This is a genomic window from Mesorhizobium sp. J18 (genome assembly GCF_007829525.1).
Taxonomy (GTDB): Bacteria; Pseudomonadota; Alphaproteobacteria; order Rhizobiales; family Rhizobiaceae; genus VLJP01.
Window position 1 is genome coordinate 1 of the sequence record NZ_VLJP01000035.1, and the last position, 17,878, is coordinate 17,878.

The window sequence follows — 17,878 nt, forward strand, 5'->3', positions numbered from 1 at the left end:
GCTTCAGTTCCTTCAACTGATCTACGCCCATCCCACCATATTGCTTGCGCCAGCGGTAATAAGTCTGTTCGACAACGCCGATCCGCCTGATCGCATCAAGACGGGACAGGCCTTGCCCCATCAGAACCTCAACCTGCCGCAACTTCGAGACAATCTCTTCCGGCTTCGGTCGCTTGTTGGCCATTCTCGATCCTCCGTTTCCTAATCATAACGGCGGACCACTTCACTGGGGGAGGATCACCCCCATCCGGGACACGCTCTGTCGATCGCGCCGGGCAAGCGCGTCACCACTTCGATGGCGCCGACGATCGCGCTCAAAGGTGGGAAGCCGGTCTTCGCCCTCGGACTTCCCGGCGGATTGCGCATCTTCGGCTCGACCCTGCAGGCAATCGTCAACCTGATCGACCACGGCATGACGCTTCAGGAGGCTGTTGAGGCCCCGCGCCTGTGGACGCAGGGGCAGGAACTGGAGATCGAGGACACCTTTCCCGCCACCGCCCGCACCGGACTGGAGGCACGCGGCTGGAAAGTGTTGTCCGTTCCGCATGTGGGCGGCGGCATGACGGCCATCGAGTTCGACAAAGACGGCACGGCAACGGGCGCCGCCTGCTGGCGCGCCGACGGCGTGGCGATCGGGCTCGGCGGCGGACAGGCGCGCGCCGGCACTCGCTTCTGGCCCGATGCGCCGGTCGTGGAAGAAGAAGGGGATTGATCCGCGTCTATGACGCCAGCCGCAGCACCGCGTTGAGCAGCACGTTCGCACCGTCGGTGCAGTGTTCGGGCGTGCTGTATTCCTTTTCGTTGTGGCTGATGCCGGTTTCGCTCGGAATGAAGAACAGCGCAGTCGGGCAATACTCCATTATTGGCACCGCGTCATGGCTGGCCACCGTCAGGATGTCGCGCCGCGGAAGGTCGAGCAGATCCGCCGTTTCGCCGATCAGTTCGTTCATTGACTGATGGCAGTTGATCGGTCCGAACTCGAAATATTGTTCGAGCTCGATGGAGACGCCGCGCTCTTCTGCGATGCGCCGGCATGCCTCCCGCAACTCCGCCTCCATGGCCTGCACTTCGCCGGCATCCGGATGGCGCACGTCGCAACTCAGTCGCACCTCCTCCGGTATGACCCCGCGCACATTGGGGAAGAGTTCGATATGTGGCGCATTGGACCGGCCGTCACGTCCGCGCGAGCGGCCGATGCGGTCGATCTCCAGAACCAGCGCTGATGCTCCGACCATTGCGTCATGGCGCTGTTCCATCAGCGTCGGTCCTACATGCGCCGCCTGCCCCTTGATCGTCGCCACGAAATAGCGCGCCATGAACGAACCGGTGACGACGCCTATCCGCTCGCCGCTTTCCTTCAGGAGCGGCCCCTGCTCGACATGGGTTTCCAGATAGGCCGTGAACTGCCGACCGCCGACCGGTGCTTCTCCTGCATGACCGATCCGCCGCAGCGCCTCACCCACGCTCACGCCGGAGGGATCATGCCGCGACAGGGCAAAATCCAGCGCGATGTCGCCGGTGAACACCGACGATCCCATAGTCATAGGTGAGAAGCGCGCGCCTTCCTCATTGGTCCAGACAACCAGTTCGACCGGCAGTCGCGTCGTGAGACCCAGTTCCTGCAGTCGGCGCATCACCTCGAGGCCCGCCATAACCCCGTAGACGCCGTCGAATTTGCCGCCGGTCGGTACCGTGTCGAGATGGCTGCCGATCGCCACCGCCGGAGCGTCGCGCTGCGTTCCGTCGCGGCGGGCGAAGATATTGCCGATGGCGTCCACGGTGACGGTGCATCCGGCCTCCCGCGCCCAGCGGCAAAACAGATCCCGTGCCCGCCCGTCTTCCTCCGACAGGGCAAGGCGCCGACACCCGCCGCCGTGCGTTTCTCCTATCCGGCCGATCTCCATCAGCGCCGACCACAGCCGGTCACCGTTCACACGCTCAATGCCCACAGGTGTCCTCATGTCAAAGACGTTCGATCCCGCACCACTCGGCCAGAAACAGGGCCATAGTCTTCGTCACCGCCCTGACGGAATCGAGGTCGACTCGCTCGTCGAAACCATGCGGCCGCTCACAGATCGGCCCGTAAACCAGGCCCGGCGTGTTCTGATACAACCCGAAGAAGCGGGCGTCCGTCGCCGCCGAGGTGATTTCCTCCTCAAGCGGCTGGTCGAACACGGCCATGTGGCTGTCGGCGAGCACCTTTTCCGGCATCGCGGCATTCTCCAGCACGTAACCCTCAGCCATATGACCGTGATACTCGACCCTTGGCGGGTTGTTCGAAAGGAAGGGATCGTCGAGTGCCGCCTTTCGGACCCGTGCCTCGATTTCTGCCTTGATATCGCCAAGCCTGGTGCCGGGGAGCACGCCGACCCGCACGTTCAGCACGGCCTTGGCGGGCACGCTCGACGTCCATTCGCCACCCGAGATTTCCCCGAGATTGACCCGGATCGGATGCGGATGATTCTTGTAGACCGGATGATCAACCTTACGGGCGTTCCATTCGTCCTCGAGCATCTTGATATGCGGCCATAGGCCGAGCGCCTTCTCGATGGCGTTTGCACCGGCATTGTTGAAGCCGGCCGATGCATGCTGCGGATCGCCGTCCACGTGCACCCGGAACCAGATAAGCCCGACTTCGGCCCGCATCAGCTTTGGCTCCAGCGGCTCAGGCACGAAGGCGCAGTCCGCACGGTAACCGCGCTGCAGGCAGGCCAGCGTGCCGTTGCCGGTGCACTCTTCCTCTACTACCGACTGGAAATGGATCGGCGCCGTGGGGGCGAAGCCTGCCGCGCGCACCGCGTCGAAAGCGAACAGCGTTCCGGCCAGCCCGGACTTCATGTCGCCGGCGCCGCGGCCATACATCCATTTGCCGTCGATACGCGGCTCGAAAGGCGGGGTCGTCCAGCGTTCCCACAGGCCGGTGGGAACAACGTCTATATGGCCATTGAAGATCAGTGATCGGCCCTTGCGGGTCGCCGGACGGTAGGTGCCGACCACATTGTAGGCATTCTCATAGGCCGCATCGACCACCGGCGCAAAACCCGGAAGATCCTTGATGTCGTCAACCTCCACTTTCCAGTGATCGACCGCCAGTCCGCGCGCGGCCATGGCGCTCGCCATCAGGTCTTGCACCGTATGTTCCTGCCCGCGAACGGACGGGCAGCGCACCATCTCCTGCGTGAAGCGGATCTGTTCGTCGAAACCACGGTCCACCGCTTCCGTGATGGCGGCGGCGATATCCTTGTCCAGCATGATTGGCCCTTCTTGAATCAGGATGAGGAATGCGAGGCGAAGCGGCGCGTCAGCATCGGTGCGAGCGTCACCAGCCCCTTAGGCAGGAACATCACGATCAGGATGACCATGGCGCCATAGACCAGCAGCCGGTAGTCGTCGAGGTCACGCATGAGTTCGACGGCACCGGTCAGGATAAGCGCCCCGACCAGAGGCCCACTCAGCGTGCTGAGTCCGCCCACCAGTGCCATCGCGATGACCAGGATCATGAGGTCGATGCCAACCGCCGCCGTCGGGGTCAGGATGCTGATGTAATGAGCGTAGAACGCACCGGCGACGCCGACCAGGAAGGCGCTCACCCCGAACACCAGCAACTTCTGTCGGGTGAGGTTGACGCCCAGGCTCTCGGCCGCCTCCTCCGCGTCGCGCATGGCGATCATCGCCAACCCCGTCCTGGAACGCATGATGAGCGCGATGACGGCGACGGAGGCGATCAGCAGCACAAGGATCAGGTAGTAATAGGGCAGCTTGTCGGCCGGCGTGAAATTAACCTCGCCAATCCACGGCAGGTTGAACCCCTCAAAGGCAGGAATGCCCCACAGGCCCAGTTCGCCGCGCGTGATCGATTGCAGATTCGAGATGACGATGCGTACGATCTCGGCGAAGCCCAGTGTCACGATCGCCACATGCGGCATCGAGTTTATGCGCAGGATCGGCAAGCCGATGAAGAGGCCGAAAACGGTTGCCACCAGTGCCGCGATCCAGACCGTCAGCCAAGGGCTGAGCCCCGCATTGATGCTGATCAGCGCCGACGCATAGGCGCCAATGCCGAAGAAGGCATGATGGCCGAAGGTCTTCAGCCCCGCAAAGCCCGTCACAAGGTTCCAGGCCGAGGCGAAGATGCCGAAGATCATGGTCAGGATGAAGACATGCAGCAGATAGGAATTGCGCGTGACCAGCGGCACCAGAGCCATCACGACGATGGCGGTGGCGATCAGCAGCCACTGCCACGACTTCAGCGGTTGGAACATGCATCTCTCCGAAGGGCCAGTGACAGGTCGGTTCGTAGGGTCATGACGGTTTCTTGCCGAACAGGCCCCATGGCCGCCACCAGATGACGGCGATCATCAGGGCAAAGGCGATGACGTCGCGCCATTCCGATGAGGTCAGTTGCACACCGATGGCCTCGACGACGCCGAGGAACAGGCCGCCGACGATTGCGCCCGGAAAGCTGCCGAGACCGCCGAGGATGACTACGACAAAACCCTTGAGCAGGATCGGAAGGCCGCTCCAGGGATTGATCGCATAGATCGGCGCCAGCATGGCGGCTGCGATGGCGCCCAGCGCACCGGCTATGCCAAAAGTTATGAGATAGATGCGATGAGCCGGGATGCCGACCACCGCCGCTGCGTCACGGTCCTGCGAGGTGGCGCGGATCGCCCAGCCGAGACGCGTCTTCTTCAGGATGAAGGTCATCGCCGCAATCGTGATCACCGCTACCACGAAGATCAGCAGGCGCTGCAAGGGCAGCCGTATGCTGCCGATCTCGACCATGCCGTCGATATAGTAGGGAACGCTCTGGAACTGTTCGCCGAACATCAGGAGCGCGGCGTTCTGGAGGAAGATGGACAGCCCCAGCGTCACGGCGATGGTCGAGAACAACCAGCCTTCCTTTTCCAGAAGGTAGTGAATGGTCAGCCGCTGGATCAGAACGCCGAGGATGAAGGTCGCGAAGACCGCGACGGGGATGGCAAGCCAGGAGGGCACTCCGTACGTGACCGCCAGAAAGAAGATGAAATAGCCGCCCAGCATGTAGAACTCGCCATGGGCGAGGTTCAGCACCCGCATGGTGCCGTAGATCAGCGCGATACCGCTGCCGATCAGCGCATACATGGAGCCGATGATGATGCCGTTAATGACCTGTTCGAGGAAGATGGCGAACGTCATTCTTTCCTCCTAAGCCCCGAGATAGACGCGGCGGATCACGTCGGAATGGATCATCTCGTCCCCCGTCCCTGAAAGCACCACGCGGCCGCCTTCTAGCAAGTAGCCGCGATCCGACAGGCCGAAGGAAAGCTGAACATTCTGCTCGTTGAAGATGACGGTGATGCCTTCCTGATTGACGCGTTTGATCATGTCGGCGATCTGCTTGACGATTCTGGGCGCAAGGCCGAGATAGGGCTCGTCCATCAACAGGAGCCGCGGCTTCGACATCAGGCTGCGGGCAATCGCGACCATCTGTTGCTCGCCGCCGCTCATTCTGCCGGCCACCTGGTCGCGTCGTTCCGCCAGGATGGGGAACATGTTCTCGACCCATTCCAGTCGGCTCTTCGTCTCCTTGTTGACGCTCCGATGATATGCGCCGAGCAGAACGTTCTCGCGCACCGTCATCTGCGAGAAAAGCCGGCGCCGCTCCAGCACCATGGAAATGCCGAGCCCCACCATCTCATGCGTCGGCACCTTGGTGAGGTCCTTGCCCTCGAACATGACCGCCCCGGACTTGACCGGCGCCAGCCCCATGATCGCCTTGAGCACGGTGCTCTTGCCGGAGCCGTTCGGGCCGAGCACGGCGACAACTTCGCCCTGGCCGACCTCCATGGAGACATCCCACAGTACCTGGTAGTCGCCATAGAGCACGTTCAGGTCGCGGACCTGCAGCATCGCAGTGTCAGGCATGGGCGTCGCCCTCGCCGAGATAGAGTTCGATGACCTCGGGGTGACTGGCGATCTCGGCCGGCGTACCTTCGGCCATGCGGACGCCCCGGTTCATGAAGATGGCGCGGTCGGCCAATTCGGTGATGGCCTTCATGTTGTGCTCGATGATGATCAGCGTCAGCCCCTCGTCGCGTAGCTTCTTCACCAGTTCGATGATGCCGGGCAGGCTCTTCATGTCCACGCCGCCGGTCACCTCGTCCAGCAGCAGGAGCTTCGGTCGTGTGGCCATTGCCCTCGCCATTTCCAGCCGCTTGCGCTGGCCGGTGCTCAGGCCCTTGGCCAGCACATCCGCCCGCCCGCCGAGACCGACCATGTCCACGTAGCGCCGGGCTTCGGCACGCGCCTCGGCCATGGTGCGATGATGCGGCAGCGCCCCCACCATCACATTCTCCACGACCGTCAGCTCGGCAAAGGGCTGGGTGATCTGGAAGGTACGCCCGATGCCGGCCCGGCAGCGCCCGTCGGGCCTGAGCCGCGTGATATCCTGCCCGTCAAAGGTGATCGTCCCGCTATTGGGCATATGCACGCCGGCGATGACATGGAAGGTTGTCGTCTTGCCGGCCCCGTTCGGGCCCATCAATGCCAGGATCTCGCCCGCCTTGACTGTGAGCGAGAGTTTGTCGACGGCTACGATGCCGCCGAAGGCCATGGTGATGTCGTCGACCTTCAGCAAGGATGCCTGCGTCGGGCTTTGCATGTCGTCGAAACTCCGGCTGGTATCAGCAGGATCGCACTGCCTGGAATGCGCCCGGACCTTGCACCGGCCCGGGCGCCATGGACCATGTCACTCGGCGGCCTTGAATTCCGAGGTTGCCGTCGTCGACGGCCAGATGGCGAAGCTCACTCCGTCCTGTATCTGCGCCATCGGCACCGGGAAATAGTCCGGGCCGATCTTCGGCGTATGGGTTTCGGTGTCGTAAGCCAGCCTGGCGATGACACATTCGAAATCCGTCATGCCGAAAGCTTCCGAAAGCTTGGCCGGCTCGATCGTACCGGCGTTCTTGATGTTGTCGAGCAGCATCGTCATCTGGCAATAGCCCTGCGCGTGGTCGCCATTGCCGTCGACGCCTGACAGTTCCTTGAACATCTCCGCGAATTCCTTGTGCTTGGGATTGTTCACGGGATCGAAGAACAAAGGCGTCCACAGGAGGCCATTCGCGGCATCGCCCGCTCCCTCGAGGAATTCAGGCCGGATCGGGTAGTACACCGCAAGATGCAGCGACTTCAGGCCTTGTTCCTTCATCTGCTTGACGAGCGCGATGCCGGAATTGACCGAAGTGAAGATCGAGATCAGCACGTCCGGCTCGTCTCCACGCAGCTTGGATAGTTGCGGATAGAAATCCGCATGCCCAAGCGGCACCGTCTCGCTCGAAGAGACCGACCAGCCGGCTTCTTCGAAAAGCGGTTGCGTATATTCGACGTTCGACTTGCCGTAGTCCGTATCCTCTACGATAAAGGCAACCTTCTTGTTATCGGCCTCCACCGCGCCCTTTTCGATAAGGTCCTGGACCGTGCTGAACAGCGTGTTGGCATAGGCATCGCTGTTGAAGCTGGATTTCCAGAAATTGCCGAACCGCTCGGGGTCGGACTTGATCTTCTTGGCGATCTCGATGGAAACCGGCTGGCCGCTCATCATGAATTTGCCGAAGCTGGGCGCGACCTCCATCAGGGCAAGGGTCACGGAGCTTGAAATCGTGTCGCCGACGAGGATATCGACATTGTCGCGCGTCAGGAGCTTCTGGGCGGCGCTCACTCCCATTTCCGGCCGCGACGCGCTGTCCTCGAAAATCAGCTTGATCTCGCTCTTCTCGCCGTCGATCTCGATGCCGCCGTCCTTGTTCACCTGCGCTGCGGCGGCCTCATAAGCCTGCCGCATCGAGATGCCCGAATTTGCCGCCGGGCCACTCAACGGCCCAATGACGCCGATCGTTAGTTCGGCGGCCGAAGCCGCGCCCACGAACGCAGCGCCGGCCAGCATAGCCGCCAGCGCAAAACCAGGAATTCCGCTTTTCAGTTTCATGATAACTCCCCTGTTTTTTATGCGGTGCAAAGAAAAGTATCAGGCGTCGAGCGGTTCGGTTCCGCACCACTCGGCAATGAAGAGCGCCATGGCAGCCGTTACGCGCTGCAACGATGACAGGCTGACGCATTCGTCGAAGCCGTGGATGTTCCTGGAAACCGGACCGTAGCACAAGGCAGGAATCTGATCGTACAGCGCGTAAACGCGCGCATCGAGATATCCGGCCGTGACAAAGTTTTCGAGAGGTGCGTCGAAGGCGACTTCATGCGCTTTTGCGAGAACGGCTTCCGCCTCCGACCCCGGTCGCAGTACGTAGCCTTCGGTGTGAAATCCATTAAAGACCACGCCAGGAGGATTGTTGGCAAAGTACGAATCCTGCTTGGCGAAGTTGTCTATCCGCTCGCGGATCTCGCGTGCGGCATCAGCGGCGCTCACTCCCGGGAAGATCGCAATCCTGCAATCGATCCGGCACCAACATGGAACCGATGACGCCCAATCGCCACCTTCGATCTTGCCTATGTTCAGGTTGATCGGATGCAGCTCTTCCTGGAAGTGCTCATAGGCCGATTTGCGGTCGTTCCATTCCGCCTCGAGCTTGCGCAACTCATCGATCACCCGATAGGCCGCGTCGATGGCGTTGGCACCCTCGCCCATCTCACGCACATGAACGGGAAGGCCCCGCACCTCGACCTGGAACCAGATGACGCCAGTATTGGCCCGCACCAACTTGTTGTCTTCCGGTTCGGGGATCAGCACGGCATCTGCCTTGTAGCCGCGCAGATGGGTCATCAGCGCGCCATTGCCGGTGGACTCCTCCTCGACAACCGACTGCACATAGACCGTTGCCGCCGGCTGCAGACCGATGCGACGCAGAGCATCCAGCGCGAAGATATTGGCCGCCGCGCCCGCCTTCATGTCAGCCGCGCCCCGGCCATACATCCAGTCGCCCTCTATCTCGCCGCCATAGGGTTTGTGCTGCCACATGGTCTCGGGGCCGGTCGGCACCACGTCCAGATGCGACTGAAGGATGAGCGACCGCCCGGTTTCCTGGCGCGGATGGTGGATGCCGACAACGATAGGTGCGTTGGAGTGCTGGTCAGACCACGGCGAGCCTCCGGGATGATTTTCGATGGCCGCCCGATCCATGGCGAAACGGTCCACAACATAGCCCCGCCGCACCAATTCGCGGAAGGTGAAATCCTGAATCGCATGCTCGGCGCCCCGTACCGAATGAAACGACACCAGCTTACGGGTATAGGCTATCTGATCGGCAAAACCCTGTTCGACCGAATCCATGATCGAACGTCGCAATTCGGGTGTGAGCGCCAAATTGGTTCCCCTTTTCGCTCAGGCTCTGTTGTGATCCAGAGGCGGCCTCATGCAACAGGTACTTTCAATCCGTGTCAAGTGATGACACAGTGTGTCACTAGATGATACGCAAGGGAGGCGCGCGGAACTTGTCGGAGAAGAACTCCATCCCAAGGAAAAAGGGCGTACCAAGGGTGCGCGCGGTAGAGCGCGCAATCGCAATCCTCAGGGCCTTCAGCGCCGCAGAGAACCGGTTGTCGCTTTCGGATCTTGCGCGACGCGCCGGGCTCGATAAGAGCACGGCACGACGCTTGCTCCATACTCTCGCGACTAACGAACTCATCGAGTTCGACGAGCAGAAGCAGACCTATGCGCTAGGACCGGGCATTCTACTGCTCGTTCCGGCGGTGAATTTCGGCAGCGAACTCCGGGATATTTCTGCGCCTATCCTTGCACGTCTCGCCGAGATCACAGGAGCCACATCCTTCCTCTGGACCTATTTTCACGGCCAAGCACTTTGCCTCGACCGCGTAAAGGCGCGTGATCTTCACGTGGATACGCAGTGGTCGGCAGTGGGCACACGCATCCCGTTGAACTGCGCCGGCGGCCCGCGCGTATTATTGGCCAATCTGCCTCCAGAAGAACGTGCAAAGGTTCTCAAGGGACCGCTGCCGCGATTTACGGAAAACACGCAAACCGATCCGTCTCTCCTGGAGGTGGCGGTTGCCGAGATCCGCCGCCGCGGCTGGGAATTCGCTGTAGATGATTATGCTCATGGATTGTCAGGTCTGGGGGTCCCTGTCTTCAACCGTGCCGGGGAGCTTGTCGCCAGCATCAGCATCACTACCCTGACCCCACAATTCATCCTCGATGACGAGGGCAAGCCCCGTGATTTGCCGGTCATGTTGGCTGCCGCGGCTGAAATCGGTGCTCGGCTCCAGCCATGAACGCTTGATCCGAGCTTACCAGCCCCGCATCTGGTCGTATACCGCGCCTGGCAGTGCTCACTGCAGGCTTCATCTGGAGTACGGCTTCGTGGTGGTCATCCACGGTGACGCATACGGCGCTGATCGGTTTCTGGCGAATGGTTCGACGCGACCGACTTCCGACGATCTAGTTTCCAGCCAACTGGGCAACACATGGCAGGGCCACCGGACTATCCGCAACAGACAAAAGCTCGACAAAGGCAGGCCCGGGCGGCAGACATTGTCGACCGTGCGCTCCGCAACAGGGTACACAGCAGCGTCTCCGCAATGGTTGTTCCGGGATCGGGACTGGCGAAGCAAGTGGCAGAGGCGGAAAGTCTCGACCGGGTATTCCAGGAGGCCGGCTTCGAATGGCGTTAGCCGGGATGTTCGATTGCCTGGCCATGAACGACGACAGCCTCGCGTGAGGCGAACGTTGCGCGTCTACGTCGAACCGAACTTTGAGCACCGGCAGGGTGTTTCGAGCGCGCGCACCTTCTATCGCGTCGATGGCGTCGGCAGCAGCGATCGCCAGCCACTTTGTCGACATACGCTACATCGACGCGCGCTAAGCGTTCGTGGCCGCCATAATTCTGGCTGACGTCAGTATGTTTAATATGTTCATATGATCAAGAGTTATGGCCCTGGTGTTCGGCGCGGATTATTGCAGCGCCTTTGGCCATTGCCGCCATCTTGCCGAACGCTACCTTCCGCGGAAGGTATTTCAGACCACAGTCGGGTGCGATCACCAGGCGCTCAGGCGAAACATAAGGCAAAGCGCGGCGGATCCGACCCGCAACTATCTCGGGCGTCTCGATCTCATGCGTCGACAAATCAAGCACGCCGAGGATGATCGTCTTGCCCTCCAGCTTGGCCAGTATCGAGCAGTCAAGATTGGACTGCGCGGTCTCAATCGAAACGGCCCTGACCGCAGTTCCGGCCAATTCCGGCAGGAAATTGTAACCGTTCGGACGCTCATGGATGATGGCCGCATAGCCAAAGCAGATGTGCAGCGCCGTCTCGCCTTCTACGCCGTCGAGAGCGCGCGCCAGCGCCTTTAGCCCGTACTGCCGGGCCTTCTCGGGTCGAGCCTGCATGTAAGGTTCGTCAATCTGTACGATGTCGGCGCCCGCTGCGAACAGATCCTTGATCTCTTCGTTGACCGCCGCCGCGTAATCTACGGCCAGTTCCTCCTCGCTGTCGTAGAAATCGTTCTGCGCTTGTTGCGACATGGTAAAGGGGCCAGGCACGGTGATCTTGATCTTGCGATCCGTATTGGCGCGCAGGAATTCGACATCGCGCACCTCTACCGCATGCTTGCGTTTGACCATGCCTACCACCCGCGGTACTGGATTCGGATGCCCGGAGCGGTCAAGAGCAGTGCCTGGATTGTCAATGTCGACGCCTTCAAGTGCCGTGGCGAAGCGATTCGAGTAGCTCTCACGCCGCATTTCACCATCGGTGATTATGTCCAGGCCCGCTCGCTCCTGGTCGCGGATGGCGAGCAGTGTGGCGTCGTCCTGCGCTTCGTCGAGAAATTCAGGCGCAACGCGCCAGAGTTCCTTTGCCCGCACCCGCGGCGGAAAGCGGCCCGCCAGCTTCTTGCAGTCGAGCAACCACTCCGGCTGGGCGTAGGAGCCGACAAGCGAAGTCGGGAAGAGCGGCAATTTTTCGTTCATCAATCGAATCCCTAATTCCTGAATACGTCGCGATCGATGCCGGAGGCCTCGAACAGGTGATCGCGGCTGGCTTCCAGCTCGCTGCGCAGCTTCGGAATGTCAGCGTCAAGCAATTCTCCGCGCCACTTGCGGATTCTGCCGGCCACCATCACCGTGTCGACATTCGAACGGTCCATGAGCGTTACCACTGCGCCGGTAGCATGATTGAGCGGCGCCACATTGATCGCAGAAGCGTCGAGGAGGACGATGTCGGCCTCCTTGCCTGGCGTCAAACTGCCCGTCTTGCGGTCAAGCTTCAAACCCTTCGCGCCTTCGATCGTCGCGAAGCGCAGCACGTCGCGCGATGTCACCATCGCCGCGCAATCCGTCTTGCCGCCGAGCGCGTCCTCGTTGACGAAGGCGCGTTGGAGCGTCATCGCAGAGCGCATCTGTGTAAAAGGATCAGCAGTCATGGTGCATTCGACATCCGTCGAAAGTGATGGCTGCATGCCGAGATCAAGTGCTTTCTGGATGGGAGGCATGCCATGGCGCATGGTCATCTCGATCGGTACGGACAGTGAGACGTGAGCGCCGGCGTCTGCCGCCATCTTCCAGGCCATGTCAGACATGCCGGTCATGTGGATGAAGATGTTGTCCGGACCGAACTGGCCGGAACTTGCAAGTGAATCGAACGTATCACGCATACCGAACGTGCCTACCACATGCAGTGCGACCGGAATGCCCAGCTCTCGTCCGATCGCCCACGCCCTCTCGTAGCCGGGTATGTAGATCTCGCCGCCCATCACCATTGTAAGCAACTGGTCGTCGGAGGAAAAATGCTCCTTCTTCAGCCGGCGCGCATCCTCGGGATATTTCGAACGCTCACCCCAGCCCTCGAAATAGCCGAACACGGCTCGGCGTCCGGCATCGCGCAGCGCCTGGACAGCCGCATCGGAATGTTCGGGCGAGTGGTGGATCTGCGAGACATCCATGACGGTCGTCACACCCGCATCGATCTGCGAGAGCGAGCCGAACAGCTCGTTGACGTAGACGTCCTGCGGACGATACACCATCGAGAACTTCTGCAGCATGTGCTCATAATAGTTGTAGAGGCTGTGCGGCTTTCCATCGTTGATGAGGATGCAGTCGGCCAGAAAACCGCGCAGTGCGGTTTCGAACTGGTGGTGATGCGTATCAATGAAGCCAGGGATGACGATCATGCCGGCAGCGTCGATAACCGCGGCATCACCAGCCTCGAGCTTCATTCCCACCGCTTCGATCCGGCTGCCGGACACCAGCACATCACCACCCGCGAAATCTCCCACGCCCGGATCCATCGACAGCACGTAACCGCCGCGGATCAGCAGCCTGCGTCCGTCCTCGCCGGACCATGATGGCATGGTACCGGCTCCGGTTCGGATGCCTTGCAACGCACCGGATCCTTCGCCTGCGGGACTGTAATGGATGTTCGGATGCCCTTCAGAGCAGAACTTGCACATGGTGTCTCCTCCCGAAGAAATCGAGATGTCTGCCGGTGACGTAACCGCGGAGCGGAGCGCCAGGCAGCACAGAACGCTCCCCTTCTTACGTCTCCACCGTGGGATATTCCTTGCCGCGCCAGTGCTGCAGCCGTTGGGCGAACTGCCGCTGGAAGGCCAGCGGGCCATTCTCCTTCATGTACTGCTCATCGTAGATGCCGATGAAGAGGGTGAGGTTGAGGAAGAAATGCGCGCCCATTTCGAAGAGCGCGACATAATCATGCTCCTCCAGAGCCTTGCGCTCCTCATCCGTAAAACTGTGTACGGTCGACTCCTCCACCTCGTTGAGGCGCGGCCCGATCGACTGTTCCCACGTCGCGACGAAGTTCTTGGGATCCTCTGCGTAGCGCTTCAGGAAGTCGGGATTGCGGTCGACCTGAAAGAGGAACTTGTTGACATAATATTTGCTCATGCCGCACGCTCCTGAGCCTGTGTCCGGGGATACCAGGTGAGATAAGCTTCCATCGTGTGGAATAGATCGAGATTGTCGACGTAATCGGCTTTCTCCGGTCCCGCGACACCCAGCATCAAGATAAAGTTCAAGAACCCGTGGGTGGCGTTGCCGCTCTTTGCCATGCTCTCATGCGTGACGTTCGCCAGTATGGCGTCGATATCGCCATTGCGGAGCCATTCTATCGCCTGGCGGTCGAATTCGGGATCCGGACCAGTCTCCATGAACTGGCGGGGACCTCCCAGTTCCAGCGAGAGATGTCCCGTTCCGATGGCCGCGACGCGCTTGTCGGACGGGTAGTCGTCAATCGCCCTCCTGATGGCACGGCCGAGATCGTAAAAGCGCTTCGGCGAAGGCAGCGGCGGCGCGAATATATTGGTGTAGATCGGCACGACAGGCAAGTCATTGTCCGGACGTACAGTGATGATCGGGCAGATGATCGAGTGATCGATCTTCAGTTCATTGGAGAAGGCGAAGTCAAAGCCCTGGTCCATCAGGTGCTGGTGCATGAAGCGCGACATGGCGATATCGCCCTGCAGCAGGTATTTCGGGATGCCGAATTCGCGCTCCTCGTTCCAGAAGGTCGCATCGTAGCGTTCGGCCTTGCCGATCAGGAATTGGGGGCAATTGTCCAGGAATATCTGATGGAAGTGGTCCGAACCCACCATCACCAGGACGTCAGGCTTCGCGCGGGCAAGTGTCTCGCGATAGGCCTCCACCTTACGCTTCCATTCAGGTGCTTGCGGGATCTGTTCTTCGGGCGGCATGGTGGTTGCCCGCAGATAGAACGGATGGTGGGTTGAGGCTAAAGTTGCGACGAGTTCAGCCAAGGCGCTCCTCCTTTCTTTCGGGACTCAGGTTACGCAATCCATCAGCTACGGCGTTCCGCAATCCCGCTGAGCAATTCGGATCTTTTGGGGATCAAACGGTTGGTCTTTTCGCGAGCCGCACATGTCGTTCAGCCCCCGATAACCGATTGCAGGATGGGATAGCGATGGATCATGTGCCCGATGCGCGACGCAGTTGCGCGCAGCGTCGGCAGGCGTTCGTCGACGAGTACCTGCGGTGTCACCATTCCGGTGTAGCCCGAGGTGTTCAGCGCCGCGACGGTATTTCCGTCGGGACCGCGGATCGGCACTGCGAGAGCAGTTATCCCGTAGTCGAGCTGATCGACCGTAGTTGCGTACCCGACCTCTCGCACGCCAAGAATCTCGCGACGAAGCTCCGCCGGATCGGTGATTGTCCTGGAGGTCAGCGCCTCGGGTCGCACGGTATCGATATAGGCATCAAGCGCGGTGTCTGGAAGCCCGGCAAGAAGGACCCGCCCGAGCGAGGTCGCGTAGGCCGGATAGCGTGCGCCGACTACGGCCGCCGCGCGTCGGGCCCGCTGTACCGAATTGTGGGCAATATAGATCACGTCCTGTCCTTCCAACGTGCCCACTGACGACGCATCGCCGAACTGACGGACCAGTTCGCGCAGATCAGGCTGCAAGACCTCGTCGATGCGGGCCGCGAAGTAGAAGGCAGAACCGAGCGTCATCACCCGCGGGCGAAGGTGAAACCGCTTGTTCTTTTGTCCAATATATCCGAGCGTCTGCAGCGTTATGAGGCTGCGCCGCGCCGCCGCCGGAGAGAGACCAACACGCCTGGCGACCTCGCTGAGCGTCATTTCCGCATGCGAAGCATCGAAACATTCGAGAATTGCCAGTCCCTTGGCGAGCGCCTCGACGAATTCCGCCGGCCGCTCAGGACCCGCCGCGGAACCGCTGGCGTCCTGAGCGGCCTCGCCCCCATTCATTGCGTGCTTTCCGGGCAAGATATCGGCCGGGATACCGGACCGGGAATTGTCCCCGCCAACGTGCGCATCCCTTTCCTCCATGCGATCGAACCTCCACCCCCGCAGTCTGGTCAAGCCAAACATTTCCACCTTGACGCTACGCTAAAGGACCTCTAGCTTTTCGGCAAGTGCAAAATTTTTCGGGATGCGAAAACTCACGAATGCGTATCGGTAAGCAGGAACAGGCTTTCACGGCCATTGCCGCGTCGGATGCGGATACAATAACGATCCGGGGGCACGACCTGTGCTCCGAACTGATCGGCCAGATCGACTACACCGCCTATTTCTGGCTCCTTGTCACCGGCGAGAGGCCAACCGAGACCCAGGTTGCAGTCACCAATGCCTGCCTCGTCGCCATCGCCGAGCACGGACTTGTGCCGAGCGTTCAGGCAGCCCGCATGACGCTCGCTGCCGCTCCCGAAGCTTGGCAGGGTGCAATGTCAGCCGGGTTGCTCGGCATGGGCACGGTGGTCGCAGGCAGCTCCGAAATCGCGGGCCGCTACATCGTCGATATTCTGAAGGCGAGCCGCGAGCCGGGTGCTAATCTCGAGAAAGCCGTTCGGACGAGCCTGGAGGAGTTGAAGGCCAAACGCGGCAAAGTTCCCGGCCTCGGTCATCCGCAGCACAGCGAGGGTGATCCGCGGGCAAATGTTCTGCTGCAGTTTGCTGATAATCGTGGCGTGTCGGGCGATGCCGTCGCTTGCCTGCGCGCATTGGGACGCATCGCACCCGAAATAATGAACCGGCCACTACCGATCAACGTATCGGGTGCGATCCCCGCGCTTATGCTGGACGCAGGGTGGCCGATCGAGGCAATGAAGGGCATTCCGCTACTCGCCCGGGCGGGCGGTCTGGTTGCGCATCTGTACGAAGAGTCGCTGCGCTCGATCGGTTTTATCATGTCGCACAAGGCCGACCTTGCCATCGCTTATGACGGCCCGCCGTCACGTGTAACCACTTCGACCAGGAACACCTGAGCCCAGCATGAAGATACTTAAGGACATCCGGGTAGTGGAAATGGGCACCTACATCACAGGTCCCGCCGCCGGCATGCATCTCGCCGATCTCGGCGCCGATGTGATCAAGGTCGAAAGACCCAAGACCGGTGATCCGTTTCGCGCCTTCAAAGGCGGGCTCTATTCTCCCCACTACCAGACCTACAACCGCAACAAGCGCTCCATCGCGCTCGACACCAGCGAGGCGGACGACCGCGCGGTCTTCCATGAGCTGATCCGCAATGCCGACGTCTTCATCCAGAACTTTCGCCCGGGCGTTGCCGAGAAGCTAGGAGCCGGCGAGGAGGAACTGCACCGGCTGAATCCCAGCCTCGTCTACTGTGCCATCTCGGGCTTCGGCCGGACCGGGCCGGCGCGCGACCGCCCCGCCTATGATACTGTAGCGCAGGCTGCGAGCGGCTATCTGCGCCTCCTCACCCCACCCACCAATCCGCGTGTCATCGGGCCGGCAATCGCCGATGCCGTGACCGGCCACTATGCGGCGCTCGGCATCGTCGCGGCATTGCTGGAACGGGTGAGGACCGGCAAGGGACGGCGTCTCGACATCTCGATGCTTGAAGCGATGTGCCACTTCAATCTGGACAGCTTTACCCACTATTATTCGGTTGGCGAAGTGATGGGGCCGCTGAGCCGACCCACGGTTTCGCAATCCTACACTTTCGCCTGTTCGGACGGAAAGTGGATCGCTATTCACATGTCTTCTCCGCCCAAATTCTGGGAAGGCCTCGTCGCGGCCGTTGGCATGCCGGAACTGATGACCGATCCGCGTTTCGCCGAACGCATGGCGCGCATCGCGCACCAGAGCGAACTAATCGAGATCCTGACGCCCGTGTTCGCCGGCAAGACACGCGACGAATGGTGCGAGATGCTTTTGAAACACGAGGTCCCGCATTCGCCCGCTTACGATTCCGACGAGGCTCTGGAGGACCCGCAGGCCGTGCATCTGAATATCAAAGTCGAGGCCGAGCACCCGACGATGGGACCATTCACAACCGTGCGCGCGCCCTACAGCTTCGACGGCGAGGCCGATCTCGATGTGCTCCCGCCGCCGACGCTCGACGAGCATGGCGCCCAGATCAGGGACGAGGTGAGCCGGCGCAAGGCCGGATGACGATCCGCATGTGGAGGAGATAGCCGGA

17 protein-coding genes and 2 pseudogenes are annotated in these 17,878 nt (G+C 61.0%); 5 read left to right on the forward strand and 14 right to left on the reverse strand.

Annotated elements, in window-relative coordinates:
• On the reverse strand, window positions 1–184 hold a 184-nt coding region (locus L598_RS13830; protein WP_144861970.1), incomplete at its 3' end, for a transposase.
• A gap of 57 nt (window positions 185–241) precedes the next feature.
• Between L598_RS13830 and L598_RS13835 the strand changes: the two are divergent.
• A pseudogene (locus tag L598_RS13835) lies at window positions 242–712 on the forward strand (gamma-glutamyltransferase); the annotation flags it as partial.
• Between the two features lie 7 nt (window positions 713–719).
• Here the strand turns inward: L598_RS13835 and L598_RS13840 are convergent.
• The 8 genes from L598_RS13840 to L598_RS13875 all read right to left on the reverse strand — a co-directional run bounded on the left by L598_RS13840 (window position 720) and on the right by L598_RS13875 (window position 9,295).
• Window positions 720–1,961: a Zn-dependent hydrolase gene (locus L598_RS13840; RefSeq protein WP_144863354.1), complete on the reverse strand. Its 1,242-nt coding sequence runs from the start codon at window positions 1,959–1,961 to the stop codon at window positions 720–722.
• Between the two features lies 1 nt (window position 1,962).
• The gene (locus tag L598_RS13845; protein WP_144863356.1) at window positions 1,963–3,252 is read right to left on the reverse strand and encodes an ArgE/DapE family deacylase; all 1,290 of its coding nucleotides are present in this window, start codon (window positions 3,250–3,252) and stop codon (window positions 1,963–1,965) included.
• A 17-nt stretch (window positions 3,253–3,269) separates the two neighbouring features.
• The gene (locus L598_RS13850) at window positions 3,270–4,262 is read right to left on the reverse strand and encodes a branched-chain amino acid ABC transporter permease (protein ID WP_144863358.1); all 993 of its coding nucleotides are present in this window, start codon (window positions 4,260–4,262) and stop codon (window positions 3,270–3,272) included.
• A gap of 40 nt (window positions 4,263–4,302) precedes the next feature.
• A complete protein-coding gene (locus L598_RS13855; RefSeq protein ID WP_144863360.1) occupies window positions 4,303–5,178 on the reverse strand; it encodes a branched-chain amino acid ABC transporter permease in 876 nt (291 codons plus the stop codon).
• 9 nt (window positions 5,179–5,187) lie between these two features.
• Window positions 5,188–5,907: an ABC transporter ATP-binding protein gene (locus L598_RS13860; RefSeq protein WP_210244998.1), complete on the reverse strand. Its 720-nt coding sequence runs from the start codon at window positions 5,905–5,907 to the stop codon at window positions 5,188–5,190.
• Window positions 5,900–6,643: an ABC transporter ATP-binding protein gene (locus tag L598_RS13865; protein ID WP_246658759.1), complete on the reverse strand. Its 744-nt coding sequence runs from the start codon at window positions 6,641–6,643 to the stop codon at window positions 5,900–5,902. The genes L598_RS13860 and L598_RS13865 overlap by 8 nt, the downstream gene beginning before the upstream one ends.
• Window positions 6,644–6,730: 87 nt before the next feature.
• On the reverse strand, window positions 6,731–7,966 hold the full coding sequence (locus L598_RS13870) for an ABC transporter substrate-binding protein (protein WP_144863362.1): 1,236 nt from the start codon (window positions 7,964–7,966) through the stop codon (window positions 6,731–6,733).
• 39 nt (window positions 7,967–8,005) lie between these two features.
• Window positions 8,006–9,295, reverse strand: coding sequence for an ArgE/DapE family deacylase (locus L598_RS13875; protein ID WP_144863364.1), 1,290 nt, complete (start codon window positions 9,293–9,295; stop codon window positions 8,006–8,008).
• Between the two features lie 128 nt (window positions 9,296–9,423).
• Here L598_RS13875 and L598_RS13880 point away from each other — a divergent pair, with 128 nt between their 5' ends.
• Together L598_RS13880 and L598_RS21620 are read left to right on the forward strand one after the other, a co-directional pair.
• Window positions 9,424–10,221 carry an IclR family transcriptional regulator gene (locus L598_RS13880; RefSeq protein ID WP_186445045.1) on the forward strand — a complete coding sequence of 266 codons (798 nt, stop codon included), beginning with the start codon at window positions 9,424–9,426 and terminating at the stop codon, window positions 10,219–10,221.
• Window positions 10,222–10,503: 282 nt separating this feature from the next.
• Window positions 10,504–10,811: pseudogene (locus tag L598_RS21620) on the forward strand (aconitase family protein); the annotation flags it as partial.
• A 57-nt stretch (window positions 10,812–10,868) separates the two neighbouring features.
• Here L598_RS21620 and L598_RS13890 read toward each other — a convergent pair.
• The 5 genes from L598_RS13890 to L598_RS13910 all read right to left on the reverse strand — a co-directional run bounded on the left by L598_RS13890 (window position 10,869) and on the right by L598_RS13910 (window position 15,684).
• Window positions 10,869–11,918 carry a uroporphyrinogen decarboxylase family protein gene (locus L598_RS13890; protein ID WP_144863368.1) on the reverse strand — a complete coding sequence of 350 codons (1,050 nt, stop codon included), beginning with the start codon at window positions 11,916–11,918 and terminating at the stop codon, window positions 10,869–10,871.
• Window positions 11,919–11,929: 11 nt separating this feature from the next.
• Window positions 11,930–13,297, reverse strand: a complete 1,368-nt coding sequence (locus L598_RS13895) for an amidohydrolase family protein (protein WP_246658760.1) — start codon at window positions 13,295–13,297, stop codon at window positions 11,930–11,932.
• A gap of 184 nt (window positions 13,298–13,481) precedes the next feature.
• On the reverse strand, window positions 13,482–13,847 hold the full coding sequence (locus L598_RS13900) for a hypothetical protein (RefSeq protein WP_144863372.1): 366 nt from the start codon (window positions 13,845–13,847) through the stop codon (window positions 13,482–13,484).
• Window positions 13,844–14,716, reverse strand: coding sequence for an extradiol ring-cleavage dioxygenase (locus L598_RS13905; protein ID WP_144863374.1), 873 nt, complete (start codon window positions 14,714–14,716; stop codon window positions 13,844–13,846). Before L598_RS13905 ends, L598_RS13900 begins: the two co-directional genes overlap by 4 nt.
• Window positions 14,717–14,844: 128 nt before the next feature.
• Window positions 14,845–15,684: an IclR family transcriptional regulator C-terminal domain-containing protein gene (locus L598_RS13910; protein WP_144863376.1), complete on the reverse strand. Its 840-nt coding sequence runs from the start codon at window positions 15,682–15,684 to the stop codon at window positions 14,845–14,847.
• Window positions 15,685–15,884: 200 nt separating this feature from the next.
• Between L598_RS13910 and L598_RS13915 the strand changes: the two genes are divergently transcribed.
• Window positions 15,885–16,700: a citryl-CoA lyase gene (locus L598_RS13915; RefSeq protein WP_144863378.1), complete on the forward strand. Its 816-nt coding sequence runs from the start codon at window positions 15,885–15,887 to the stop codon at window positions 16,698–16,700.
• 7 nt (window positions 16,701–16,707) lie between these two features.
• On the forward strand, window positions 16,708–17,850 hold the full coding sequence (locus tag L598_RS13920; protein WP_144863380.1) for a CoA transferase: 1,143 nt from the start codon (window positions 16,708–16,710) through the stop codon (window positions 17,848–17,850).
• Window positions 17,851–17,878: the final 28 nt, after the last annotated feature.